Raw genomic sequence first — 25,605 nt, 5'->3', positions numbered from 1 at the left:
ACGCTGGAGCGGGCGCCGTCGTGGCGCCACAACGCAATAGCCCCGTCATGCGGGGCAATGAGGGAGAAGCATGACTCAGGGGTACGGGCCGCAGTACGGCCAGAACGGCCAGTGGGGCGCCGACGGCGATCAGGGACAGTGGGGGCAGAATTCCCCGCAGGGGCAGCAGCCGGCTCCGCAGTCGCAGTGGGGGCAGCCCTCTCCCGCACCGGCCGCCCCGCAGTGGGGTGAGCAGTCGGCGGGCCAGGCCTCGCCCGCCCCGCAGCAGTGGAGCCAGGCCTCGCCGCCGCCCGCCCCGGGCGGGTACCCGGGCACCAGCGGCTACCCCGGCACGGCCGCGGCCGCGTCGACGTCACCCGTCGCCGGGAAGGGCGCGCTGGCCAAGAAGCTCGGAATCGCCCTGCTGGTCCTGTCGGCGCTCGCCGTGATCGCTCGACTGGCGACACCGATCTTCATGTTCATGATGGCGGCCAACGGCAACCCGGCGGACATGGAGGAGATCTCCGTGGGCATGGGCCTCGGGAGCATCGGCACGCTCCTGGCATGGATCGCGAACCTGATCTTCTCGATCGGTCTCCTGGTCGTCTCGATCATCGCGGCGATCCAGTTCAGCGGCCGTGGCCGCACGGGCGCGATCATCGTGGCGGCGACCGTCATCGTCTCGGTGGTCCTGTACTGGATCGTCAGCTTCGTCGCCGGGTTCCTCGGCGCCGCCATCGCGGGCAACTCCTACGACATGGGCACGATCTACACCGTCGCGGGCATCGCCGAGCTCCTGCGCGTGCTCGTGGTCGCCGCAGCGCTGCTGGTCGGCTCGTACATGGTCATGGCCTGGGGCCGGAAGAACGAGGCCGCCACGGCCTGAGGCACGGCCGCACTCCGGGACGGGCCCGGTCTCCGCATGCGGGGACCGGGCCCGTCACCGTCCGCAGCGGCGGCCCGATCAGCCCCCGAGCAGCACGGCCCCCTCGTCGGTGCTGATCAGGGCGCGTCCGCCGCTGAGGGGGTGCCAGGCGGTGACCTCCTCGTCGAGGACGAGCTCCTCGCTCACCTCGCCGTCCTCGGCGGTGATCACGCGCAGCCGCTGCGCGCCGCGGGGGTCCAGGGGCTCCTCCCGCGCGATCTCGTCGAGCACGACGGCGGTGCCCGAGGCGAGGCCGCCGCGCACCTCGGCCTCGGGGTCGTCGAGCGGGAGGGTCCAGCTGTTCGTCCCGGTCGCGGTGTCGTAGGCGAGGAGCTGCCCGGCCTCGTTGGTCAGCACCATCCGGGTCCCGTCGATGCCGATGCGGGCGGTGAACGCCTCGGCCTGCGCCACGCCGTCCCCGCCCGGCGCGGTCCAGTCCGCGCCGTGCTCGGAGGCGAGGATCTCGCCCTCGGTCGTGGTCCCGGCCTCGGTGCCGGAGGCGAGGACGCGGCCCGCCTCGAGCAGCACCGTCCAGTCCCCGGCCGGGGAGGGCGCGGACTCCCACAGCGGTGCGCCGTCGCGGAAGGCGGTCGCGGTCAGCGCACCGTCCTCCCCCGCGCAGACGGTGAGCACGAGCGGTCCCTGCTCCTGCACGGACTGCGGGTCGGGCGGGGCGGGGGTCGCCGCGATGCGGCAGTCGGCGTCGGCGGGGGCGAGGACCCGGCCGACGGGGAACCCGGTGGCGGCATCGATCTGCAGCCAGCCCTGGGCGGGGTCGAAGCGCAGCGGCACCGACGGCAGCACCCCGGTCGCGGCGACGGCGTCGAGCAGGCCGGGCGGGGCCTCGGCCCGGGCGGGGAGCGCAAGGCCCGCCTGGTCGGGTCCGCGGGTCTCCTCGGCGTCCATGACGGTCCACAGCGGCTCGTCGGGGGCGGCCAGGTCGATGCCCCGCACCCGGCAGACGTCCTCCTCGCAGTCGCGGACCACGAGCAGATCGCCGTCGAGGGCGAGCGGGGTCCCGGCCACCTCGACGGGTGCGGAGCGGCCCCCGGCCTCGCCGGCGCCGCTCCCCTCGGCATCGCTCCCGCCGCCGAGCTCGTGCACCCGCGTGACCTCCCCGCTCACCTGGACGAGCCGGGTCCCGTCGGCGGAGAGGGCGAGCACGTCGTCGGGCGCGGACTCGACCTCGCGCGCTCCGGTCGCGGGCTCGAGCAGCTGCGCGGTGCCGTCGGCGCGGCGCACCAGCACAGGCCCCTGCCCGCCGGGGGCGGAGGCGACCGTGTCCCCCTCGCCGAGCGGTGCGATCTCCGCGGCGGCGGCGCTCTCCAGCGAGTCGACGCGGGTGGCGAGCACGGCGGGGACGGTGAGGGCGAGGGCCACGACGAGCGCGAGGCCCGCGGCGAGGAGCGTCCGCGGCCGTCGGCGGAGGCGACCGCCGAGCAGGGCGATCAGCAGCACGCCGAGGCCGGCCCCGGCGAGCACCCCGGCCGCGAGACGCAGCACACCGAGCAGGAAGTGGCCGCCGAGCAGGGCGCAGATCCCGGCGAGCGCGAGCAGCACCACCGCCAGGCCCAGCGCCGTCGCCGCGTCCGGCGCGTGCTCACCGGCCGGTGCTCGGTCCTCGCTCACCGCGGCTCGCCGTAGTAGGCGCCGGTGGTCTCCTCCCGCAGGGCGTCGAAGGTGCCGTCCTGGAGGGAGGCCCGGATCCGGTCCACCAGCCGCACCACGAAGCGCTCGTTGTGGATCGTGCACAGGGTCGAGGAGAGCATCTCCTTGGCCCGGAAGAGGTGGTGCACGTAGGCGGCGGTGTAGTGGGTGCAGGTGTAGCAGTCGCAGGTCTCGTCGATCGGCGCGAACTGTCGGCGGTAGCGGGAGCCGGTGAGGTTCACGCGGCCGGTACGGGTGTAGACCGCGCTGTTGCGCGCCACGCGCGAGGGCGAGACGCAGTCGAAGGTGTCGGCCCCGGCGGCGATCGCGACGAAGAGGTCGTCGACCTCGCTGATGCCCAGCAGGTGGCGGGGCTTGTCCTCGGGCAGCTCGTCGGTCACCCAGCCGACGATGGTGCCGAGGTTCTCCTTCTCCAGCGCCCCGCCGATCCCGAAGCCGTCGAAGGACCAACCCTCGACCTCCATGCCGCCGAGGTCATGGGCGGCCTGTCGCCGCAGGTCCTCGTACTGCGCGCCCTGGATGACGCCCCACAGCTGCTGGTAGGGGCGGTGGGTGCGCTCGTGGGTGAGACGGGCGTGCTCCGCCAGGCAGCGCAGCGCCCACAGCCTCGTGCGCTCGAGCGCCTGCTCCTGGTAGCCGCGGGAGTTCATGAGCGTGGTCAGCTCGTCGAAGGCGAACATGATGTCCGCGCCGAGGCCGTGCTGGATCTGCATGGAGATCTCGGGGGTGAAGCGGTGCTCGTCGCCGTTGATGAAGGAGCGGAAGGTGACGCCGTCGTCGTCGACGTGGGCGAGACGCTCCTTGCCCTCGCGGACGGCGTCGTCCTCGCCGTTGGCGGTGCGGGCCTTCTCGCCGCCGGAGAACTCGGAGGAGAGCACCTTCTGGAAGCCGGCCCCGAGGCTCATCACCTGGAAGCCGCCGGAGTCGGTGTAGGTGGGGCCGGGCCAGTTCATGAAGGCGCCGAGGCCGCCCGCCTCGTCCACGAGGTCGTGACCGGGCTGGAGGTAGAGGTGGTAGGCGTTCGCCAGCAGCGCCTGAGCGCCGAGCTCCGCCATCGACTCCGGCAGCACGCTCTTCACCGTCGCCTTGGTGCCCACCGGCACGAAGGCCGGTGTCGCGATGTCGCCGTGCGGGGTGGTGATCACCCCGGCGCGGGCCTTCTCGCCGTGACGGGCGGTGATCTCGAAGCCGACGTCGGCGGGGGACGGGACGGCGGACGACGGATCGGCCGCGGAGGGCGCAGGGGGCGTGGTCACCGTCCCATGGTCCCACGGCCTACCGCGCCGTAAGATCGCGGAGGCCGCACGACCCGCACCGCAGGAGGGACCATGTCGACACCCCCGACCGACGCCCTGGCGTCGTCGCTGCTGTCGACGATCCCCGCGGTCCGCGCGGTCGGCCGGGCCTCGTCGGGAGGGGTGCGCGATCAGCTCCCCCAGTGACCCGCCCGCTCCGCGCCGCGGGGGCCGACAGGCACGGCCGCAGGAGGACGGGGAGCACGCCGAGGGCGACGCCCCGCGCCTGGCCGACGACCTCTCCGACTGGACGCAGGAGGCCGAGGACGCACCGGCGCTCGGCCCGACGCCCGAGCCCGCAGCCACGACCACCCCCGCCCCGTCCCGTCCGCGCTCCTCCCTCGCCGCGTGGACCGCGGACGCCCTGCCCTCCTCGACCTCGTCGCTGGACGACTGGCTGCAGGGCCCCGTCGAGGCGCATGCCGAGCGGGAGGCGGAGGACGCCTGGTCCACCAGCGGCTCCGTCTCCGGCACCTGGCGGCCCGAGGGCGAGGAGAGCCGATCGCGTGACGCGGCGAGCGCCCCGTCCGTCGGCGTCGCCGCCGGCCCCGCACCGACCGGCGCCCCTACGCCGCCGCGGCCCGCATTCCGCCGCGAGCTGCACGGCCTGCGCGCCGTCGCGCTCGGGCTCGTCGCCGTCTACCACATCTGGCTCGGCCGGGTCTCCGGCGGCGTGGACGTCTTCCTGTTCCTCTCCGCCTTCTTCCTCACCGGCACCTTCGTGCGCCGCCTCGAGAGCGGCCGCCCCCTCGGCGTGCCCCGCTACTGGCTGCACACCTTCAAGCGCCTGCTCCCGCCCGCAGCGGTGACGATCCTGCTCACGCTGCTGGCGACCGCGCTGCTGCTGCCCCCCTCGATCTGGCCGACGATCATGCAGCAGGCCGTCGCCTCCGCGGTCTACCTGCAGAACGCGCTGCTGGTGGCGATGCAGGTCGACTACCACGCCCGGGACGCCGGGGCAGCCTCCCCGTTGCAGCACTTCTGGTCGCTGTCGGTGCAGGGACAGGCGTTCATCGTGTGGCCGCTGCTGTTCCTGCTGGTGGTGCGACGGGCCCGCGCCGGGAAATCGGTGCGCCGCCCGCTGATCGCGATCATCGCGGTGATCGGTGCGGCCTCGCTGACCTGGTCGATCCTCTCCACCCAGTCCCAGCAGCAGATCGCCTACTTCGACACCGCCGCCCGGATGTGGGAGTTCGCCGCGGGCTCCCTCCTCGCCCTCTCCCTGCCGGTGCTGGACCGCATCACCGGCGCCCGCCGCCCCGAGGACGGGGTCCCGCCGCGGATGCGCACCCTGCGCGCCCTGACCGGCTGGACCGGCATCGCTGCGCTCCTGGCCTGCGGGATCGTGCTGGACGTCTCCTCGATGTTCCCGGGCTGGATCGCGATCTGGCCGCTCGCCGCGGCCGCGGCCGTGGTCGTCGCCGGGCACTCGGGGCGGCGCTGGGGCGTGGATGCGCTGCTGTCCACCCGTCCGGCCGCGTTCATCGGCGACATCTCCTACACCCTCTATCTCGTGCACTGGCCGCTGCTGGTGCTCTGGCTGCACCGCAGCGGGCAGGAGCGCGCGGGCCTGCTGGACGGGTTCGCGGTGCTCGCGGCCGCGGTGCTGCTGGCCTGGCTGCTCACCCGCGCCGTCGACGCGCCGGTGCGCCGCTCCCGCTGGCTCGAGGCCCGTCCCTGGCGGGCCCTCGTCGCGGTCGCGGCGAGCGTCGCCCTCGTGGCCGGGGCGGCAGGCGGCTGGTGGGGCGTGCTGCAGCGCACCTCGTCCTCCCCGCCGCCGGTCGCGGTCGAGGCCGCGATCCCCACCGACGAGGTCGCGACCGAGGCCCCGGCGCAGCTGCGCCCGGAGGGCTGGGACCTCGGCAGCCAGTGGCCGAACCTTCCCGAGGACTGCGCCGGGGTCTGGAAGCCGGCGACCAGCTTCCGCAACACGGACTGTCAGCAGCGGCTGCCCGGCGATGCCGAGCCCAGCATGACGATCGTGGTGGTGGGCAGCTCCCACTCCCGCCAGTACGTCCCCGCCCTGCTGCCCACCGCCGAGGCCCGCGACGCCCAGATCGTGAACCTCACCATGAGCGGCTGCGGCTTCCTCGCCGGCACCGAGCGGTGGCCCTACTGCGCGGGCTACGACGAGTGGGTCCTGGAGTACCTCGACGCGGTCCAGCCCGATCTGGTGATGACCACGGTGACCGAGACCGTCCCCGACTCCGCCGCGGAGACGATGCCCGAGGGGACCGAGGGCGCGATCCAGACCCTCCTGGACCGAGGGATCGACGTGCTCGCGATGAGGGACACCCCGCGCTGGGAGCAGGATCAGTACGTCTGTGCCGAGGCCGTGATCGAGGACGGCGGAACGCCCGTCGACGCCGACGCCGCCTGCGGCGCGGACGTCTCCGAGAAGCTCGCGCCGGAGAACCCCGCGGCCCCACTCACGGCGCTCACCGGACCGGACTCCGCCGTGAGGATGCTGGACCTCACGCCGGAGGTCTGCCCCGAGGGACGCTGCTCCCCGATCCTCGGCGACACCTACGTGCACATGGACGACAACCACCTGACCCGCGTGTTCGTCGAGGAGACCCTCGCCCCGGCGATGACACGCGAGCTCGCGGCGGCCGCCGGATGAGCAGGTCGCAGGGCCGACGGACGACTAGCATGATCCGGACCCTCGGGGCGCCCACGCCCCGCCGATGGACTGCAGGAGGCCGTGCGTGGACGTTCTGAGAGTGCTCGCCGTGCTGGTCGCGGCACTCTTCGTGCTCGGCGCGCCCGGACTGCCGACGGTCCTGGCGCTGCGGTTGCGGCCGCTGACGGCCCTCGCCGTGGTGACCCCGGTCTCGGCCGTGCTGATCGCCGCGTCCGCGGAGCTCGGCCACCTCCTCTCGATCCCGTGGACGGTGCTCTCCCCGCTCGTGCTCGGCCTGGTCCTCGGCGGTCTGCTGTGGTCGGCCGGCATCGGCCGACGCCGCTCCCGGCACACCCACCGCGCCGCCGCCCCGGAGCCCGTCGCGCAGGACACGGCGGAGCACCGCGTCGCGGCGGAGGACGCGGACGGCGCAGCGGCCGACGGCGCCGACGCGGCGACCCCCGACGCGCAGACCGTCGACGCAGCGCACGACGCCGAGGGCGCCGCCTCCTCCACGTCCACGGCGACCGCCGCGGCGACGACCACTGCCACAGCCACGACGACCACGGACGTCCCCGAGACCGCCCTCGGCCGCCTCCTCGCCACCCGCCGCGGCCGCGCCGCCACCATCCTCCTCGGCCTCGCGATCGGCGGCGGGTACATCCTGCTGCGCGCGCTGGACATGATGGGCGGCCTGTTCCGGGTCAACCAGTCCTACGACAACGTCTTCCACCTCAACGCCGTGCGGCACATCCTCCGCCTCGGCGACGGCTCCGCCTGGACCGTGGGCGGGATGACCACCCTGCCCGGTGAGGAGACGTTCTACCCCGCGCTCTGGCACCAGACCGTGAGCCTGGTCGTCCAGCTCTCCGGGCAGGACATCGTCCTCGCCTCGAACCTCGTGATGCTGCTGCTGGGCACGACGGTGTGGCCGCTGGCGCTGATGGCACTGGTGCGCACCGGCACGAACGCGGGGCCCGCCGGCTGGCTGGCCGCGGGCGCCCTGGCCGGGGTCGCCTCCGCCTTCCCTCTGTCGATGATGTCCTGGGGGGTGCTGCTGCCCTATCTGTACTCCCTGGCGATGATGCCGCTGGTGCTGATGCTGATCGTGCACCTGGTGCGCCTGGCGCCGGACGGGGAGCAGCGCCTCACCGGGGGGCAGCTCGGCGTGCTGATGCCCGCCGTCTTCGGGGCGGTCGCGCTCGCGCATCCCCAGGGGGTGTTCGTCGCGCTCGTGATGGGCGTGCCGATGATGGTGTGGGCCGTGCTCGCCACGGCGACCGACCTCGTGCGCCGCCGCCCGCGCGCCGGGATCCGGCTGGCCGTGCTCGTGCCGCTGACCGCCCTCGTCATCGTCGTCGGCCACGACATCTGGTACCGGTTCCGGCCCGTGGAGGCCTCGGCCGCCGTGTGGGACCCGAACGCCACGACGGAGGAGGCGATCTGGCAGACCCTCACCCTCGCCCCGAACGCGACCCCGATCTGGCTGCCGCTCGGCGTGCTCGTGGCGCTGTGCGCGCTCGCGGTGCTGATCGGCTCCCGCTCCCGCTGGCTCGTGATCGCCTTCCTCGCCGCGGGCGCCCTGTCGGTCGCGACCCGCTCGCTGCCCGTCGACGACCTGCGCTACGAGCTCACCGGCAACTGGTACAGCGACAACAACCGCATCACGGTGATGCTCGCGACCGCCGCTGTCCCGCTGCTCGCCGTCGGCCTGGACGTGCTGCTGCGATGGGCCGCGCGGCTGTTGCCCGTCCTGCGCGGCACCGCCGGCGCCGTCCTCGCCGTCACGCTCTGCCTCGCGATCATCGCCGTGGGCCACTTCTCCCCGAGCACCGAGGTGTCCAGGACGTATCTCGAGCGCGAATGGCGCAGCGACAACCTGCTCAGCGACGATGAGCGGGCGCTGCTGCTGATGCTGCCGGAGGTGGTGCCCGAGGACGCCGTCATCGCGACCAACGCCTGGAACGGCAGCTCGCTGGCCTACGCGATCTCGGACCGTGAGGTGCTCAACACCTTCATGAGCTTCCAGGCGGAAGACGAGGTGCACCTGCTCAACGGCCACCTCGACGATGCGCAGAGAGACCCCGAGGTGTGCGATGCGGCGGAGGACCTCGGCGTGGACTACGCGCTGGACTTCGGGCCGAAGGAGCTCCACGACCGGTCCGCGACCTACACCGGGCTCAACGAGATCTCCGAGTCCGGCGCCGCCGAGGTGGTGCTGCAGGTGGGCGACGCGAAGCTGCTGCGCATGCTCCCCTGCCGCGGCACCGATGGTTCAATGAACGGGTGACCCCCTTCTCCGCCGCGTCCCCCTCCCCCCGCGCCCGCGCCGCCGCGCTCGACCTCGGCGCCTTCGTCACCGCCTCCCCCTCGAGCTTCCACGCCGCCCGCGAGGCGGCCCGGCGCCTGGCCGCGGCGGGCTTCACCGAGCTGGTGGAGACCGCGCCCTGGACCGCAGGCGACGTCGCCGGCGACCGCTACGTGCTGCGCGACGGCTCGCTCATCGCCTGGTCCGCCCCCGAGGGCGCGGACGCGGCCACCCCCTTCCGGATCGTCGGCTCCCACACCGACTCCCCCGCCCTGAAGGTCAAGCCCGATCCCCGCTTCGGGGCCGAGGGGCTCAGCCAGGTGGGCGTCGAGATCTACGGCGGACCGCTGCTGAACTCCTGGCTGGACCGGGAGCTGCGACTCGCGGGCCGGCTCGCCCTGGCCGACGGGTCGACGGTCCTCGTGGACACCCCGGGCCTGCTGCGCATCCCGCAGCTCGCCGTGCACCTGGACCGGGCCGTGAACAAGGACGGCCTGACCCTGGACCCGCAGCGGCACATGCAGCCGGTGCTCGGCTTCGCGGGTCTGGACGTGCTGGAGATCCTCGCCCATCACGCCGGGGTGGACCGTGCCGAGATCGTCGGCCTCGACGTCGTCACCGTCGACGCGCAGGCCCCGGCGCTCTTCGGCGCCGACGAGGAGTTCCTCGCCTCGGGCCGGCTCGACAACCTCTCCTCCGTGCACGCCGAGGTGGAGGCGCTCGCGACGGTCGCCGGCGCCGCCCGCACGGGGACCGCGGAGGGCCCCGCCCCGATCGCGATGTTGGTCGCCAACGACCACGAGGAGGTCGGCTCGGCCACCCGCTCCGGCGCCGCCGGCCCCTTCCTCGAGGACGTGCTGGTGCGCGTCCACGCCGCGCTCGGCGGCGACGAGGCGAGCCGCCGCCAGGTCCTCGCCTCCTCCCTCGTCCTCTCCGCGGACGCCGGCCACGCCGCGCACCCGAACTACCCCGAGCGTCACGACCCCGTGACCAGGCCGCGCCTCGGCGAGGGTCCGATGCTGAAGATCAACGCCCAGCAGCGCTATGCGACCGACGCCGTCGGCATCGCCGCCTTCGTCGCCGCCTGCGAGCGGGCCGGGGTGCCGCACCAGCACTTCGTCTCCCACAACGCCATGCCCTGCGGCTCCACGATCGGGCCGATCACCGCGACCCGTCTGGGCATGACCACGATCGACGTGGGCATCACCCTGCTGTCCATGCACTCCGCCCGCGAGATGTGCGCGACCGCGGACCCGCTGCTGCTGCAGCAGGCCTGCGCCTCCTTCCTCCGGGGCTGACGCCCCGCACGACGGTGCCCCGCGCGTCCCCCTCCCTCTCCCGTCCCTTCCTGAGATCCTCCGAGTCCCCCTCCATGCCTTCGCAGCCCTCCTCCCCCGCCCGCGCCGGGACCGCCGCAGCCGGCGCCGCTCCCGCGGGCGGGACCACGCCCGCCGGTCGCTTCCGCCCCGAGCTGCACGGCCTGCGCGGCCTCGCGATCGGCCTGGTCGTGCTCTACCACGTCTGGTTCGACCGGGTCTCCGGCGGCGTGGACGTGTTCCTGTTCATCTCCGCGTTCCTGCTGGTGGGGACGTTCCTGCGCAAGGCCGATGCGGGCCGGGCGATGCGACCGCCGGCCTACTGGGCCCGCACCTTCAAGCGGCTGCTGCCGCCGACGGCCGTGGTCGCGCTCGCGACCCTCGCCGGGGTGTACCTCGTGCTTCCCGCGGACCGCTGGATGACCGCGCTCACCGATGCGATCGGCTCGGTGCTGCACGTGGAGAACTGGGTGCTGGTCCAGCGGGGCGTGGACTACTACGCGGCGGAGGAGACCGGCGCCTCGGCCTTCCAGCACTTCTGGTCGCTGTCCATCCAGGGGCAGGTGTTCCTGGCGTGGCCGCTGCTGATCGCGGGCGGCGTGCTGCTGGCGCGGTGGCGCGGCTGGTCCGTGCGCGGCGTGCTCGCCGTCGTCTTCGCGCTCGTGCTGGTGGCGTCCTTCGCCTGGTCGGTGCACTCCACCGCCGTCCAGCAGGAGATCGCCTACTTCGACACCTTCGCCCGGCTGTGGGAGTTCGCGGCCGGGTCCCTGCTGGGCCTGGCGCTCCCGGTCTGGGAGGAGCGCCGCGCCCGCACCGGCCGGCGCCGCCGTCCCCGTCCCCGCGCCGCCCTGGTCCCGGTGGTGATGGGCTGGGCGGGCATCGTCGGGCTCGTCTCCTGCGGCCTGCTGGTCGACGTGCAGGGCGCCTTCCCGGGCTGGATCGCGGCCTGGCCGCTCGCGGCCGCGGCGCTGGTGCTGTGCGCCGGCACCACCGGGCATCCCCTCGGCGTGGACCGTCTGCTCTCGACCCGTCCCGGCCGGGTGCTCGGCGACATCTCCTACGGCCTGTACCTGGTGCACTGGCCGCTGCTGACCCTCTACCTCGCCCGGGCCGGGAAGGAGCGCGCCGGCCTGTTCGACGGGCTGGTGCTGATCCTGCTCTCGCTGGTGCTCGCCTGGCTGCTCACGAAGGTCGTCGACACCCCGGTCCGGCGCTGGCGCTGGGCGGGAGCGAAGGCGCGGCGCGGCGGCCTCGTGGTCCTCGCCTGTCTCGTCCTCGCGCTCGCACCGATGATCGGCGCGCAGCAGCACCTGCTGGGCGAGCAGCGCGAGGCGGAGGCCCGCGCCGTGGCCGACAACCCCGGCGCCCGCGTGCTGGACCCCGATTTCACCGTCCACCCCGACGCGGACCCGTCGGCCGAGCCGCTGCCCACCGCGGCGACGCTCGGGAAGGACTGGTTCACCGGGACCGAGCCGTGCACGGGCGCTCTCGAGCCGCAGGGCGAGGCCGCCGAGCGGCTCTCCACCCGCTGTGCGCAGATCCCCGGCGAGGAGGGCGGCCCGGTGCTGGTCAGCGCAGGCAACTCCCGCATCGAGCAGTTCACCGGCGCGCTGGCCCCGCTCGCCGCGCGCGAGGGATGGACCGTGATCACGCTGTGGGAGGGCGGCTGCACCTACGCGCCCGACGCTCATGTCAACGAGGTCTGCGACCGGTTCAGCGCCGACGCCGAGGCGTACATCGAGCAGATCGCGCCGGAGGCCGTCGTGCTGAACACGACCTTCCTCTCCACCGACTACGAGGAGACGCTGGTCCCCGGGATCGAGCAGACCCTCGCCTCGCTCGGCGAGCAGGGCTCGACGGTGATGGCGCTGCGGGACCAGCCGCGGCTGGAGGTCGAGCCGGTGCCCTGCACGGAGGAGAAGGGCGCGGAGGACCCCTCCTGCATCTCTCCCCTGCCCGCGCCGCTGGCCGAGGAGCGCCCGGACACGGCGCTGCTCGAGCAGGCGCCGGGCCCCGTCGTGCCGCTGGACGTCAACGACCTGATCTGCCCGGGCGGCGAGTGCCCGCCGGTGATCGGGAACGTGCGCGTCTCGCTCGACAACGACCACATCACCGAGACCTACGCGATCTCGATGCAGGGGGAGGTCGATGCGCGCCTGCGGGAGGGCGGCTTCCGCTGGTGAGGCGCGGGGCCGACGGGCCGAGGTCCGCGCCGGCTCAGCCTCGGCGGACGATCTCCTCGACCGCGTCCTTCGCGGCGCGCGCCCGCACGGTCGCCTCGTGCTCCTCGCCGTGCTCGCGCCGTGCATCCTTGAGCAGCTCGTCGGCCTGGTAGAAGGCGTCCTCGAGCTGGCCCGTCTCGGCGGTGGCCTCGGCGAGCTCGGCGCGCAGCGTGATCGCCTCGGGCGTCGTGGACTCGCCCTCCTCGAGCAGCGTGAGAAGGCGTCGGGTGGTGTCGCGGACGCGCTCGGCCGGGGTGCTCATTCGGGTCTCCTCGTGCTGGTGATCGACACCTGATCCTACGGTCCCCCGCCCGGTGCGGCGGCCCCTCGCCCCGGCAGTAGGCTGGGCGCGAGATGGAGATCAACCCCTACGACTCGCGTCTGCGCATGCTGCAGCAGATCGACACCGTCGCGATGCAGCGCGAGGCGGCTCCCGACGAGGAGACCGCCGGCTGTCCGGGGTGCCCGTTCTTCTGGACCTGCCCGGTGCCGCACCGCGGCGAGGAGGTCCGCGTCCCGCAGGAGCCGGCGGCGGCCGAGGCCGAGGAGCTCCTGCCGGGCCGTCGCCCCTTCGTGCCCCGGGACGAGTCCGACGTCGGCTGGACCGACGTGTGGGTGGACGAGGACGGCCTGCGGATCGACCCCGAGGAGCTCGAGCACTCGCAGGAGACCGAGTCGTCGGAGGATCCCGAGCCGTCCGTGGCTCCCGCGCCTCGTCGGCGCTGGTGGAGGCGCTCCCGACGCTGACCGGCGGATCGCGGCTCCGGCCGCGGTCCCGGTCCCGGTCCCGGGAGGCTCAGCCCTCGGCGTCGTGCCCGGCCGGGCAGCCCCTGCCGCGCAGGGTCCGCCGGGCGAGCTCCGCGCCGGTGGGCCGGCCGCCGACGGCGAGGGCGGTCGCTCCCGCCAGGCCCGCAAGGTCGGCGGGGCCGGGCGGGACCGTGCGGTCCACGCGCATCCAGCCGGCCGGCACGGGCTCGGCGGCGCCGGGCGCCGCCGGCACCGGCGAGTCCTCGGCGCCCTGCGCGGCGGAGATGTCGATCCCGAAGATCGTGTGGAAGGCGGAGACGTACTCGTCGGCGAAGCCGGTCTCGGCCAGGTGCCGGGCCCGCTCGGCGGGCTGGTGCATGACCCTGGCGAGGATGCGGCGCACCGAGCGCTCGAGCTGGTCGGCGGTCTCCCCGGAGACGTCGCGGCGCAGGCGGTCGATCTCCCCGTCGGCCGCGTCGAACACCTCGCGGCGCAGGGCGGCCATCGCCGGGTCGATGCGGCGCACCTCCTGCTGCTGGCGGAAGGCCTCGACGTTCTCGGCGATGATGCCGCGGGCGGTCACCAGCGCCGGGTCCTCGCCGTCCGGGTCCTCCCGGCGCAGGTCCTCCAGCCCCAGCACGGTGATGCCCTTGAGGTGGCGCACGAGGGGGTGGAGGTCGGAGTGCAGCGCGAGGTCGAGCACGACGGTGCGGCCCGCGTTCAGGAACAGCTCGGGGAACAGCGAGGTGCCGCGACCGGAGGCGGCCAGCACCAGGTCGGCCTCGCGCAGGGCCCGCTCGAGCCCCTCGGCCTCGACGGCCTCCGCGCCGTGGCGCTCGGCGAAGCCCGCCGCCCGCCCGGACGGGGAGAAGACCTGCATCCGGGAGACGCCGCGTCGCGCCAGCTCCGACAGCCCCAGCCGGGCGTAGGCGCCGGTGCCGACGATCAGCACGCTGCGGCCCTCGAAGCCGCCGAGCTGCATCCCGGCGCGGTCCAGCGCGACGGAGGCGCCGGAGCGACCCGCGGCGCCGACGGGGGCCTGGGTGGCGACGCTCTTGGCGCAGCGGAAGCCGTGCTGGAAGAGGTCGTGGAGCATCGAGGTGGTGCGACCGGCGCGGCGCGCGGCCTCGTAGGCCTGCTTCACCTGGCCGGAGATCTCGGCCTCGCCCATCACGATCGACCGCAGCCCCGAGGTGACCTCGAACAGGTGTTGCGGGACGGGGACGTCCATCGCGGCGTCGAAGCAGAGGGAGACCACCTCACGGTCCAGGCCGCTGGTGCGGGAGACCGCGTCGATCACGAGCTCGACGCCCTCGTGGAAGCGCTCGGTGTCGAGGTAGACCTCGAGGCGGTTGCAGGTGCTGAGCACCACCGCTCCCGAGACGACGGGCGGGGCGCCGACGGTCTCGACGCGCTCGGCCTGCAGCTCCTCGAGCGCCTCGGGCAGGGACTCCGCACCCCGGGTCAGGGCGTCGAGCATCTCGAGGTCGAGATGCTCGTGGGAGGCACGGAGAGCAGCGAGCATGATCGTCAGTCTAGGCATGTTCGCCCGTCGCTCCGCCCCCGGAGGACCTGTCTGGCGACGCCGCGCGCGAACGTGTGCACAATGGGGGCGTCATGAACCAGAACCCCATGTCAGAGCCCATTTTTGCCGACGGTGCGTCAGATCGATCGCGACACCTGTCAGCATCCGGGAACGCCGCAGGCCCCGGGCTCGCCACCGCTGCCGCACCCTTTGCCGAGACCCCTTCCGCGCACCCCTCCACGGGCCCCGGATCGCTCCCCGAGGAGCATCCCGCGCGCCGCTCCGCCGTCGACGGCGGCGTGGCCGACGCCTCACTGCTGCAGGAGCTGCGCGGCGTGAGGAGCGACACACCGAGCGTGTGGTTCATGCGTCAGGCCGGCCGCTCGCTGCCCGAGTACCGGGCGCTGCGCCAGGGCACCACGATGCTCGACTCCTGCGTCCGCCCCGACATGGCCGCGGAGATCACGCTTCAGCCCGTGCGCCGCCACGGCGTGGACGCCGGGATCTTCTTCTCGGACATCGTCGTCCCCGCCCGCCTCGCCGGCCTCGGCGTCGAGATCCGCCCGGGCGTCGGCCCGGTCTTCGACCATCCCGTGCGCACCGAGGCCGACATCGAGGCGCTGCCCCCGCTCGGCGACGACTACGAGGAGGCGCTCGCCCCGATCCGCGAGGCGGTGCGCCTGACCGTGGCGGAGCTCGGCACCACGCCCCTGATCGGCTTCGCCGGCGCCCCCTTCACCGTCGCGAGCTACATGGTCGAGGGCGGCCCCAGCCGTGACCACCTGCGCACCCGGGCGCTGATGCGCTCGCGCCCGGACCTGTGGGAGCGCCTGGCGACCTGGGTCGCGCAGCTCTCGGGCCGCTTCCTGCGGGCCCAGGTCCTCGCGGGCGCCTCCGCGGTGCAGCTGTTCGACTCCTGGGTGGGCGCGCTCGGGCAGGAGCAGTATCTCGAGCACGTCCAGGCCCACTCCGCCGCCGCGCTCGCCCACGTCGCGGACCTGCCGGTGCCGCGGATCCACTTCGGCGTCGGGGCCGCGCACCTGTTGCTGCCGATGCTCGGCGCCGGCGCGACCGCGATGGGCGTGGATCACCGCCTGCGCCTGGATCGGGCGCTGGAGGTCCTCCCCGCCGACACCCCGGTGCAGGGCAACATCGACCCCGCGGTCCTGTTCACCTCGGAGGAGGCACGCTTCGCGGAGGCGCGCGGCGTGCTCGAGGCGGGCGCGGCCGCGGCCGGGCACGTGGTGAACCTCGGCCACGGCGTCCCGCCGGACACCGACCCGCAGGTGCTCACCGACCTGGTCGCCTTCCTCCACTCCCAGCGCGTCGCGCGCGCCGCGGAGGCGCCCGAGGCATGAGCGCCCGGATCCTCGTCGTCGGCGGCGGCCTCGCGGGGCTGCTCGCCGCCCGACGCCACCAGCGCGCGGGGCACCGCGTGGTGCTGCTCGAGGCCGAGGACCGCCTCGGCGGCGCGGTCGCGGAGCTCGCCCTCCCGGGCGCGGGCGACCTCGCCCTGAACGCGGGCGCGGAGGCGTACTCGACCGCCTCCGGCGCGGTCGACGCGCTGGTCGCTCAGCTCGGGCTCGCAGATCGGGTCGTCTCCCCGCGCGAGGGGCTCGGCAGCCGGATCGTCTCCGCCGCCGGGGTGCACCGCGCCCCGGCCGGCGCCCTGCTCGGGGTGCCCGGCCGACCGCTCGCCGCCGACGTGCGCGAGGTGCTCGGCTGGCCGGGGGCGCTGCGCGCGGCGCTCGAGCCCCTGCTGCCCGCCCGCATCGGCGCACGGCCCGGGGCGACCGTCGCCGAGACGGTGGGACGCCGGATGGGCCGACGGGTGCTCGAGCGGCTCGTCGCCCCGATCGTCGGCGGGGTGCACTCCGCCGATCCGGCCGAGCTCGAGCTCGCCGCGGCCTCCCCGCAGCTCGCGACGGGCCTGGCCGAGCACGGCTCGCTGGTGCGGACCGTGCGCCGCCTGCGCGGCGGGGGACGATGGGGCGACGCCGGCCGCACGGCCGGTGCGAGCGCCGGGACCCGTGTGCACGCCCTCGCCCCGACCATGGCGGCCCTTCCCGCGGCGCTGCGCGAGGAGCTGCTCGCCGGGGGCGGGATCGTGCGCACCGGCGTGAAGGTCACGGGCCTGGACCGCGAGGGCGAGCCGTGGCGGGTCCGCACCGCCCGCGGTGAGCAGCTCGAGGCCGACCGCCTCGTGCTCGCCTGCCCTCCTGACACCGCCCGCTCCCTGCTCGCCGGGGCCGCGCCGGAGATCGCCGAGGCGATCCCGGAGACGCCGTCGGCCGCGGTGCGGCTGGTCGCCCTGGTGCTGGACGCCCCCGCCCTGGACTCACATCCCTCGGGGACCGGTGCACTGGTCGCGCCGGGCACCCCGGGGATCCGCGCGAAGGCCCTCACCCATGCGAGCGCCAAGTGGGAGCACGTCGGGCGCGCGCTGCGCGAGGCCCTCCCGTCGGCCGCCTCGCCGCACCTGGTGCGCCTCTCCTACGGCCGTCCCGGCGAACAGCTGCCGGGGCGGGAGGAGATCGTCGACCTCGCCCTCGCCGACGCCTCCGCGATCCTCCGCACCCCGCTCACCCGCTCCCGGCTCGCGGACTGGGCCGTGATCGACTGGGACCGGGCGATGCGCCGGCCCCGGCCCGGCCACCGCGCCGCCCTCGACGCGCTCGCGGCGCTGCTCGAGGCGCGGGACGACCTCGAGCTCGTCGGCTCCTGGCGGGCCGGCACCGGCCTCGACGCGATCGTCCGCGCCGACGACGCCCGCGCCGCCGCCGCGCAGGCCCCGCAGACCACCCCGATCTCTCCCACCGCCCCCACGGAAGGAACCCCACGATGAACGACACCCCCGCCTCGACCCCCGAGGAGATCGCGCAGACCACCCGGTACACGAGCTACACCGTGTTCCGCCGCCTCTCCGGCCTGACCGAGGACGGCGAGCTCACCACCGCCCAGGTCGCCGAGGCGCTCACCCAGACGGTCCCGCTGATCGAGTCTGCCAGCGATGGAGGAGTCGAGATCCTCGGCTTCTACGACGTCTCCGGCTTCCGCTCCGAGGACGACCTGATGCTGTGGCTCGCCGCCGAGGACCCCGAGGCGCTGCAGCGCGGCCTGCGCGAGTTCGAGCGCTCCCTGGCCGGCACCTGGCTGCACCGCGAGTGGGCGTCGGTGGGCGTGCACCGCATGGCCGAGTTCGCCAAGGGCCACGTCCCCTCGTTCATGGTCCCGGGCTTCGAGCGGAAGCAGTGGATCACCGTGTACCCCTTCGTGCGCAGCTACGAGTGGTACCTGCTGCCCGACGAGGAGCGCAACCGCATGCTGCGCGAGCACGGCCTGCTGGGCCGCGACTACCCGCAGGTCAACGCCAACACCGTCGCCGCCTTCGCGCTCGGCGACTACGAGTGGCTGCTCTCCTTCGAGGCCGACGATCTGCACGACCTCGTCGACATGATGCGCCACCTGCGCTACTCCGATGCGCGCCTGCACGTGCGCGACGAGCTCCCCTTCCACACCGGCCGCCGCCTCGAGGACCTCGAGGACGTCGCCGCGCTCCTGGCCTGATCCCGGACGCCTCCCTGCCCGCACGACCTTCACCGAGGACCACACCATGACCGACACCACCACCCATATGCCCGCGCCGCGCACCGCGGCCCCCGACTCCCCCACCCATGCGCGACGCGGCGAGGCCCGTCCCTTCGACGCGATCCTGTTCTCCTCCTTCGGCGGCCCCGACGGGCAGGACGACGTCATCCCCTTCCTGCGCAACGTCACCCGCGGTCGCGGGATCCCCGACGAGCGGCTGGAGGAGGTCGCGGGCCACTACCGCGCTCTCGGCGGACGCAGCCCGATCACCGAGCAGAACGAGGCGATGATCGCCGCGCTCGAGGAGGAGCTCGCACGCCGCGACGTGGATCTGCCGATCTACTTCGGCAACCGCAACTGGGCGCCCTACAACGCCGAGGCCGTCCGCGCTCTGCACGCCGACGGCCACCGCCACGCACTCGGACTCGTCACCAGCGCGTACTCCTCGTACTCCTCCTGCCGGCAGTACCGGGAGGACTTCGGCATGGTGCTCGAGGAGACCGGTCTGGCCGGCGAGGTCACCATCGACAAGGTCCGCGTCTACTTCAACCACCCCGGGTTCCTCGCGCCGGTGGTCGACGGCGTCGAGGCCGCCCTGGCGAGCCTCGCCTCCGAGGGCCACGACAGCGAGCGCATCGCGGTGCTCTTCTCCACCCACTCGGTGCCCACGGCGATGGCCGAGGCCTCCGGGCCGGAGGAGACGCGGGTCGAGGGATCCGGCGGCTGGTACGTCGAGCAGCATCTCGCCGCCTGCCGATGGGTGATGGACCAGCTGCACGATGACGCTCCCGAGCTTCCGGACTGGCAGCTCGTCTACCAGTCCCGCTCCGGGGCGCCGCACATCCCGTGGCTCGAGCCCGACGTGAACGACGTCATCGCCCGGCTCGCCGAGGAGGACTCCGCCGATGCGGTCGTCGTCGTCCCCATCGGCTTCGTCACCGATCATGTGGAGGTCGTGTGGGACCTGGACACGGAGGCGAAGGAGACCGCCGAGGAGAAGGGTCTCGCCTTCCGCCGCGTCGCGACCTCCGGGGAGGATCCCCGCTTCATCGCCGCCCTCGCGGATCTCGTCCAGGAGCGGCTGGACGAGTCCTTCCCGCGACGGGTGGTCACGGATTTCGGGGGCACCCCGGACGTGTGCGGGGTGAACTGCTGCGCAGGACGCATCTGCCGTCCCACCACCAGCGCGGTGGACTCCGCATCGGACGTCGAGCGGGCCCGGGCCGAGCGTCGCGCCGCGGCCGGCGACGGCCAGGCGGGCACAGGATCCCTCTCGTGACCGCGTCCCCGCTGCGGATCGGCACCCGCGCCTCCGAGCTCGCGCTCACGCAGTCCGGGCACGTCGGCGCCGCGGTCGTGGAGGGCACGGGCCACGAGGTCGAGCTTGTGCACGTGAGCACCCATGGCGACCGCGACCGCACAAGCCCTCTCGCCCAGATCGGCGGCACCGGCGTGTTCGTCACCGCCGTGCGGCAGGCGCTGCTGGACGGCGAGGTCGATGTGGTGGTCCATTCCTGGAAGGACCTGCCCACCGCGCCGCTGGACGAGATCACGCTGGTCTGCACGCCGGAGCGGGAGGACCCGCGCGATGCCCTGTGCGCCCGTGACGGGATGACCCTCGCTCAGCTCCCGGCCGGGGCGCGGGTGGGCACCGGCTCCCCGCGACGCGGCGCGCAGCTGCTGCGGGCGCGGCCCGATCTCGAGGTCGTGGGGATCCGCGGCAACGTCGAGACCCGCCTGAACCGGGCGCTCGGGACGGACGCGGACCTCCATGCCGTGGTGCTCGCCGCCTCGGGGCTGCGCCGCGTGGGCAGAGAGGCCGTGATCAGCGAGCTCCTGCCCGTCGAGGTCATGCTCCCGGCCCCCGCCCAGGGCGCGCTCGCGGTCGAGGCGACCACCGCCGCGCTCGCGCAGGCGCCCTGGTTCGCCGAGCGTCTCGCGGCGGTCGACGACGCGACCACCCGCGCCGCGGTCACCGCGGAGCGGTCCCTGCTGCGGGCGCTCGAGGCGGGCTGCTCCGCCCCGGTCGCCGCGTACGCGGAGCTGGAGTCGGGCGCGGAGCCCGGCCCGGGGCCCGATACGGCGCCCGCCGCCACGCAGGTCCTGCGCCTGCGCGCCCTCGCCATCCGTCCCGACGGGACGCACGTCGTCGAGGGCGAGGCCCGGGTGGACCTGGACCTCGCCGCCGATGCGCTCTCCGGGCCGGGCTCGGTCCCGGTCGAGCTCGGCCAGGAGCTCGCCGCGGACCTGCTCTCCCGCGGCGCCGGCGAGATCCTCGCGGAGGCCCGCGCCTGATGCCCTCCGCCGAGATGCCCTCCTCCCCGCCCCGCGCCGCCGGGCCCGTGCTGGTCACGCGCCCAGCGGGGCGGGGCGAGCATCTCGCGAACCTGCTCGAGGCGGAGGGGCTCACGGCCGAGCACGCCCCGCTCACCCGCCTCGTCCCGAGCACCGGCGAGGAGCTCGAGGCCGCCCTCGCACAACTCGCCGCGGGCGCGTTCACGCATCTCGTGGTCACCTCCCGCACCGCCGCAGAGCGCCTCGCCGGGGCGGAGGCTCCCTTCGAGACGGCGATCATCGCCGTCGGAGGGGGCACCGCCGAGACCCTGCGGGCGGCGGGCCTCTCCCCCACCGCCGTGGCCGACGGCTCCGGTACGGCGCTCGTCGCCGCGATGCCGCCCGCCGCCCCGGGTGACCGGGTGTTGTTCCCCGCCTCGGCCGCCGCCTCCCGCACCGTCCCCGAGGGGCTGCGCGCGGCCGGCTACGAGGTGGTGGAGGTCGAGGCCTACCGTCCCGAGCCCGTGGACCCGCCCCCGGCGGTCGCGGAGTCCCTGGCCGCCGGGCGGTACGCGGCGATCGTGCTGACCAGCCCGATGATCGCCCGACGCGCCGCTGAGCTCGGCGTGCACCCCGCCACCGCGGTGATCGCCATCGGCGACCCGACCGCCGAGGCCGTCCGCGCCGCCGGCCTCGGTCCCCTCCACCAGGCCGCCGTCCCGACCGACGAGGCGCTCGTCGCGGCCGTCCTCGAGGCGCTCGACGCGGCGCCGCACGAGCCGCCCCCGTCAGGCCCCGCCGCTCCGAGCCCCGCCCCGTCGGCCGCCCACCCCACGCACCCCCGATCGAAGGAGACCCGATGACCCAGCCGACCCTCCCCGGACCGATCGACCGCCCCCGCCGCCTGCGCAGCAGCGCCGCGATGCGCTCCCTGGTGCGGGAGCACGCCCTCCGCCCCGCCGACCTCGTGCTGCCGATGTTCGTGCGCGAGGGCGCGAGCGAGAACAGACCCGTGACCTCGATGCCCGGCGTCGAGCAGCACACGATGGACTCCCTGGTCCGCGCCGCGACCGAGGCGGCCGAGCGCGGCGTCGGCGGCGTGATGCTCTTCGGCGTGCCCGAGCACAAGGACGCCGTCGGCTCCGGCGCCACCGACCCGGACGGGATCCTCAACCGCGCCCTCGCCCGCCTGCGCGCCGAGCTCGGCGATCGGACCGTGATCATGGCCGACCTGTGCCTGGACGAGTTCACCGACCACGGCCACTGCGGCGTGCTCGACGCCGACGGCCGTGTCGACAACGACGCGACGCTCGTGCGCTACCGCGAGATGGCCCTCGCGCAGGCCGAGGCCGGCGCGCACCTGCTGGGGCCGTCGGGGATGATGGACGGCCAGATCGCCGCGATCCGCGATGCGCTCGATGCCGAAGGGCATCTCGAGACCGCGCTCTTCGCCTACACCGCGAAGTACGCCTCCGCCTTCTACGGCCCGTTCCGCGAGGCCGTGGACTCGTCCCTGCAGGGCGATCGCCGCACCTACCAGCAGGATCCCGCCAACGGCCGCGAGGCTCTGCGCGAGCTGGAGCTCGACGTCGCCGAGGGCGCGGACCTCGTCATGGTCAAGCCCGGCCTGCCCTATCTCGACGTGCTGAAGGACGTCGCCGCCGCCTCCCCCGTCCCCGTCGGCGCCTACCAGGTCTCCGGCGAGTACGCGATGATCGAGGCGGCCGCGGCGAACGGCTGGATCGACCGCGACCGCACGATCCTCGAGTCGCTGCTGGCCTTCCGCCGCGCCGGCGCCTCGACCGTCCTGACGTACTACGCGAGCGAGGTCGCGGGCTGGTTCCAGCAGGGCCTGCCCCCGCACCTGCGCGAGTTCGCCTGAGCCGCGGCCCGGCCCGCGCCCGCCGTGCCGCGGCCCGGCACCGCACCATCGCCCGTCGTCCCCCGCCCCTCCCGCGAAGGAGCTCCGCATGACCCCCTCGACCACCCTCTCCGCCGATCTCTTCGACCGCGCCCGGCGCGTCATCCCCTCCGGGGTGAACTCGCCCGTGCGCGCCTTCGGCTCCGTCGGCGGCACGCCCCCGTTCCTCACCAGCGCGAAGGGCGCCCTGCTCACCGACGCGGACGGCAACGAGTACGTCGACCTGGTCGGCTCCTGGGGTCCGATGATCCTCGGCCACGCGCATGACGGCGTGGTCGAGGCGGTGCGGGAGGCGGCCGGTCGCGGCCTCTCCTTCGGCGCTCCGCAGGCCGGGGAGGTCACCCTCGCCGAGGAGGTCTCAGGTCGCATCGGCCCCGTCGAGCAGCTGCGCCTGGTCAACTCCGGCACCGAGGCGACGATGAGCGCGCTGCGCGTGGCCCGCGCCGCGACCGGCCGCGACGTGGTCGTGAAGTTCGCCGGCTGCTATCACGGGCACGTGGACGCGCTGCTGGCCGAGGCGGGCAGCGGGGTCGCGACCTTCGCCATGCCGGGCTCGGCCGGCGTCACCGCCGCGACCGCGAAGGATACGGTCGTGCTGCCCTACGGCGACCGCGAGGCCGTCACGTCCCTGTTCGCCGAGCGCGGCGGCGAGATCGCCGCGATCATCACCGAAGCGGCGCCCGCGAACATGGGCGTCGTCCCGCCGCTGGCGGAGGACGGCGTCGGCTTCAACCGCTTCCTCGCCGACACCGCCCACGCCGCGGGCGCGCTGCTGATCAGCGACGAGGTGCTCACCGGCTTCCGCGCGAGCCGTGAGGGGCACTACGGGGTCGACGGCCCGCGCGGCACCGGCGAGGACTGGGCGCCGGACCTGATGACCTTCGGCAAGGTGATCGGCGGCGGCCTGCCCGTCGGCGCCTTCGGCGGACGCGAGGACCTGATGGGCCTGCTCGCCCCGGCCGGACCCGTCTACCAGGCCGGCACCCTGTCGGGGAACCCGCTCGCGACCGCGGCGGGGCTGGCGACCTTCGCCGGGCTCGACGACGCGGCCTACGAGACGCTCGGCCGCGCCTCGAACGCGCTGCAGCAGCTGGTCGCCGACGCGCTGACCGCCGAGGGCGTCCCGCACGTGGTCCAGACCGCCGGCACCCTGTTCTCGGTGTTCTTCCGCGGTGAGCCGGTCAGGACCTACGAGGACGCGAAGGCGCAGGACACCGAGGCGTTCACCCGCTTCTTCCACGCGATGCTCGAGGGCGGGGTGTACCTGCCTCCCTCGGCCTTCGAGGCGTGGTTCGTCTCCACCGCCCACACCGACGAGGTCCTCGACCGTATCGCGTCGGTGCTGCCGGCGGCGGCGAAGGCGGCGGCGCGGGGCTGAGCCGCCAGGTGGGTCGTGCCATGGAGAGAACTCCCCATGGCACGACCCACCACGCCGCGGCTAGCGTGCGGGACAGGCCAGAGGTCCGGGAGACGAGCACCGTCGCTGCCCGGCCGTGTCGGCCCCTTCCGCTCGCCGCACCAGGAGATGCATCGATGTTCCTCGGCATGAACCCCCACCAGGTCAGTGAGTTCGCAGCGCGCATCGACGCAGCGCAGCAGCGCCTGACATCCCACGCCACGACCCTCGACGGGCAGGTGCGGGCCAGCGAGGGGTTCTGGGTGGGAGCGGACGCCGAGGGCTTCCGCATGTCGTGGTCCAGCGGTGCCGGACGGCTCCTGGAGCAGGTCTGCGGGGATCTCGCACAGCACTCCGCGACCCTGTCCGAGGAGGTCGAGCAGCAGAACACGGCCTCTGCAGCGGAGACTCCCGGGAGCGGTGCATCCGGCAAGGAGAATCACAGGGGAGCCCGGTTCGGTCCGTACGACGACCAGATCCTCCCGGGAGACCCGGACAACGTCTCCATGGAGGTCGCGATCGCGTGGCATCAGATGTCGAACGAGGAGAAGCAGCTCGTCCTCGAGGAGATCGTCGAGCAGGAGCTCGAGCGGCAGGGCATCGAGGCGGAGATCACCGTGCACTTCGACGACATCAGGGACGGCGGGCCCGCGGGCTACTGGAAGGAGCACGACCTGTTCCGCGGAGAGCACATCGTGATAGACGAGGACTGGGCCTGGAATCCGTACTCCATCAACATCGCCGCCCACGAAGCCCGCCACGCCGCGCAGGAGAACTGGGTCGAGCAGACGGAGGGACCGGGATGGCAGTTCTGGCGCGAGGACACCAGCGAGGCGGAGTACGAGCGCATCGAGAGGGAGCACGGGGTCACCCGGGAGGAGATCGAGGCCTGGCGCGAGAACGACCGCGACTATCACGGGGGCCCCGACGGGCCTCGCCCCCCGGATACGGCTCCGCAGGAGGAGCGCGACGCCTGGGAAGCGGAGTACCAGGAGTACCTCGACCAGCCGTTGGAGGAGGACGCTTTCGACACCGGCGGCAGCTTCGCCGAGGACATGACGCTTGAGGAGTTCCAGCAGTACCAGCGCGACGCCGGGGTTCCGGTCACGTCGTAGCGGCGTCGCGCGCCGAGCCCCTGCGTCCTCGAGCGGGTCTCGCCCGTGCCGACGCCGGCCAGTGACGGGAGGACGATGCTCGGGTTCCCGCCTCCCCGTAGGATCGGAGCCGACAGAGCGAGCCACCTCCTCCTCACCGCCGATGCCATTCACTGCCCACAGCACTCGACACAGGACGGGACACCGTGAACTTTCCGGACACCATGGAGGCGTACGCCCTCGACCCGACGCCGGAGCACCTCGAGGCGCTGCATCGGGAGATCACCGCGGCACCGAGCTATAACCCGATGGTCGCGATCACGCAGATCGTGACCCCGCTCGAGAAGGCCGGTGACCATCAGGGCGTGATCGATGCACTGTGGGCGCAGATGCCCGGCATCTTCCTCAGCCCCGCCGCGCACATGCACCTATCCCAGGCCTATGCGGCGCTCGGCGAGGACGCGGACGCGACCCGCGAGCGCAAGTTCGCGCTGCTGGCGATGGACAGCATCCGCACTGCGGGCGAGGGCACCGAGGAATCGCCCTATCCGGTACTGCGGGTGGAGGACGAGTACACGGTGCTGGCCGCCGAGCGTCGGCGTTCCACCGCCCAGGAGCTGGTCCCCACCGAGAACGGTGAGTGCGACGTCCACACCCTCGAGGACGGAACACAGGTGTGGTTCCGCCTGCTCTGGCGCACGGCGCAGCCGACAGGCGCCTGACC

Annotated in this window: 20 protein-coding genes; 16 read left to right on the top strand and 4 right to left on the bottom strand. The window is 74.2% G+C overall.

Annotated features, from left to right (window positions below):
* Positions 1-70: 70 nt before the first annotated feature.
* On the top strand, positions 71-865 hold the full coding sequence (locus DEU31_RS03055; protein ID WP_133675706.1) for a hypothetical protein: 795 nt from the start codon (positions 71-73) through the stop codon (positions 863-865).
* A gap of 78 nt (positions 866-943) precedes the next feature.
* Here DEU31_RS03055 and DEU31_RS03050 read toward each other — a convergent pair whose 3' ends face one another.
* Both DEU31_RS03050 and tgt read right to left on the bottom strand, forming a co-directional pair.
* The gene (locus DEU31_RS03050; protein WP_133675704.1) at positions 944-2,533 is read right to left on the bottom strand and encodes a hypothetical protein; all 1,590 of its coding nucleotides are present in this window, start codon (positions 2,531-2,533) and stop codon (positions 944-946) included.
* Entirely contained in the window at positions 2,530-3,828 is a 1,299-nt protein-coding gene (gene tgt / locus DEU31_RS03045; RefSeq protein WP_133675702.1) for a tRNA guanosine(34) transglycosylase Tgt, read from the bottom strand. The genes DEU31_RS03050 and tgt overlap by 4 nt, the downstream gene beginning before the upstream one ends.
* On the opposite strand from tgt, the gene DEU31_RS03040 reads away from it, so the two are divergent.
* The 4 genes from DEU31_RS03040 to DEU31_RS03025 all read left to right on the top strand — a co-directional run bounded on the left by DEU31_RS03040 (position 3,821) and on the right by DEU31_RS03025 (position 12,297).
* On the top strand, positions 3,821-6,490 hold the full coding sequence (locus DEU31_RS03040; protein ID WP_166649362.1) for an acyltransferase family protein: 2,670 nt from the start codon (positions 3,821-3,823) through the stop codon (positions 6,488-6,490). The genes tgt and DEU31_RS03040 overlap by 8 nt on opposite strands.
* 85 nt (positions 6,491-6,575) lie before the next feature.
* Complete coding sequence (locus DEU31_RS03035) at positions 6,576-8,780, top strand: DUF6541 family protein (protein ID WP_133675700.1); 2,205 nt, start codon at positions 6,576-6,578, stop codon at positions 8,778-8,780.
* Positions 8,777-10,096, top strand: coding sequence for a M18 family aminopeptidase (locus DEU31_RS03030; RefSeq protein WP_133675698.1), 1,320 nt, complete (start codon positions 8,777-8,779; stop codon positions 10,094-10,096). Before DEU31_RS03035 ends, DEU31_RS03030 begins: the two co-directional genes overlap by 4 nt.
* 74 nt (positions 10,097-10,170) lie before the next feature.
* Positions 10,171-12,297, top strand: coding sequence for an acyltransferase family protein (locus DEU31_RS03025; RefSeq protein WP_133675696.1), 2,127 nt, complete (start codon positions 10,171-10,173; stop codon positions 12,295-12,297).
* Positions 12,298-12,331: 34 nt separating this feature from the next.
* On the opposite strand, the gene DEU31_RS03020 is transcribed toward DEU31_RS03025, so the two are convergent.
* Positions 12,332-12,598 carry a hypothetical protein gene (locus tag DEU31_RS03020; protein WP_133675694.1) on the bottom strand — a complete coding sequence of 89 codons (267 nt, stop codon included), beginning with the start codon at positions 12,596-12,598 and terminating at the stop codon, positions 12,332-12,334.
* 92 nt (positions 12,599-12,690) lie between these two features.
* Here DEU31_RS03020 and DEU31_RS03015 point away from each other — a divergent pair, with 92 nt between their 5' ends.
* A complete protein-coding gene (locus tag DEU31_RS03015) occupies positions 12,691-13,083 on the top strand; it encodes a hypothetical protein (RefSeq protein ID WP_133675692.1) in 393 nt (130 codons plus the stop codon).
* A gap of 49 nt (positions 13,084-13,132) precedes the next feature.
* Here DEU31_RS03015 and DEU31_RS03010 read toward each other — a convergent pair whose 3' ends face one another.
* Positions 13,133-14,608 (bottom strand): glutamyl-tRNA reductase, encoded by a 1,476-nt coding sequence (locus tag DEU31_RS03010; protein WP_133675690.1) that lies wholly within the window; start codon positions 14,606-14,608, stop codon positions 13,133-13,135.
* 299 nt (positions 14,609-14,907) lie between these two features.
* Here DEU31_RS03010 and hemE point away from each other — a divergent pair, with 299 nt between their 5' ends.
* From hemE to DEU31_RS02960, 10 genes are all read left to right on the top strand, one after another.
* The gene (hemE, locus tag DEU31_RS03005) at positions 14,908-15,966 is read left to right on the top strand and encodes a uroporphyrinogen decarboxylase (RefSeq protein ID WP_133675688.1); all 1,059 of its coding nucleotides are present in this window, start codon (positions 14,908-14,910) and stop codon (positions 15,964-15,966) included.
* Positions 15,963-17,453: a protoporphyrinogen oxidase gene (hemG, locus tag DEU31_RS03000; RefSeq protein ID WP_133675686.1), complete on the top strand. Its 1,491-nt coding sequence runs from the start codon at positions 15,963-15,965 to the stop codon at positions 17,451-17,453. Before hemE ends, hemG begins: the two co-directional genes overlap by 4 nt.
* Positions 17,450-18,175: a hydrogen peroxide-dependent heme synthase gene (gene hemQ, locus DEU31_RS02995; protein ID WP_133675684.1), complete on the top strand. Its 726-nt coding sequence runs from the start codon at positions 17,450-17,452 to the stop codon at positions 18,173-18,175. The genes hemG and hemQ overlap by 4 nt, the downstream gene beginning before the upstream one ends.
* Before the next feature lie 46 nt (positions 18,176-18,221).
* Positions 18,222-19,475 (top strand): ferrochelatase, encoded by a 1,254-nt coding sequence (locus tag DEU31_RS02990; RefSeq protein ID WP_166649361.1) that lies wholly within the window; start codon positions 18,222-18,224, stop codon positions 19,473-19,475.
* Complete coding sequence (gene hemC, locus DEU31_RS02985; RefSeq protein WP_133675682.1) at positions 19,472-20,491, top strand: hydroxymethylbilane synthase; 1,020 nt, start codon at positions 19,472-19,474, stop codon at positions 20,489-20,491. Before DEU31_RS02990 ends, hemC begins: the two co-directional genes overlap by 4 nt.
* Positions 20,491-21,333 (top strand): uroporphyrinogen-III synthase, encoded by an 843-nt coding sequence (locus DEU31_RS02980; RefSeq protein ID WP_133675680.1) that lies wholly within the window; start codon positions 20,491-20,493, stop codon positions 21,331-21,333. The genes hemC and DEU31_RS02980 overlap by 1 nt, the downstream gene beginning before the upstream one ends.
* Positions 21,330-22,352 (top strand): porphobilinogen synthase, encoded by a 1,023-nt coding sequence (gene hemB / locus DEU31_RS02975; RefSeq protein WP_133675679.1) that lies wholly within the window; start codon positions 21,330-21,332, stop codon positions 22,350-22,352. Before DEU31_RS02980 ends, hemB begins: the two co-directional genes overlap by 4 nt.
* Positions 22,353-22,440: 88 nt before the next feature.
* A complete protein-coding gene (gene hemL, locus DEU31_RS02970; RefSeq protein WP_133675676.1) occupies positions 22,441-23,769 on the top strand; it encodes a glutamate-1-semialdehyde 2,1-aminomutase in 1,329 nt (442 codons plus the stop codon).
* Between the two features lie 155 nt (positions 23,770-23,924).
* Complete coding sequence (locus DEU31_RS02965; RefSeq protein WP_133675674.1) at positions 23,925-24,902, top strand: hypothetical protein; 978 nt, start codon at positions 23,925-23,927, stop codon at positions 24,900-24,902.
* A 185-nt stretch (positions 24,903-25,087) separates the two neighbouring features.
* Entirely contained in the window at positions 25,088-25,603 is a 516-nt protein-coding gene (locus tag DEU31_RS02960) for a hypothetical protein (RefSeq protein ID WP_010549477.1), read from the top strand.
* Positions 25,604-25,605: the final 2 nt, after the last annotated feature.

It is taken from the genome of Brachybacterium sp. AG952 (assembly GCF_004362645.1).
Lineage (GTDB): Bacteria > Actinomycetota > Actinomycetes > Actinomycetales > Dermabacteraceae > Brachybacterium > Brachybacterium conglomeratum.
This window is presented reverse-complemented; position numbering and strand designations above follow the sequence as displayed.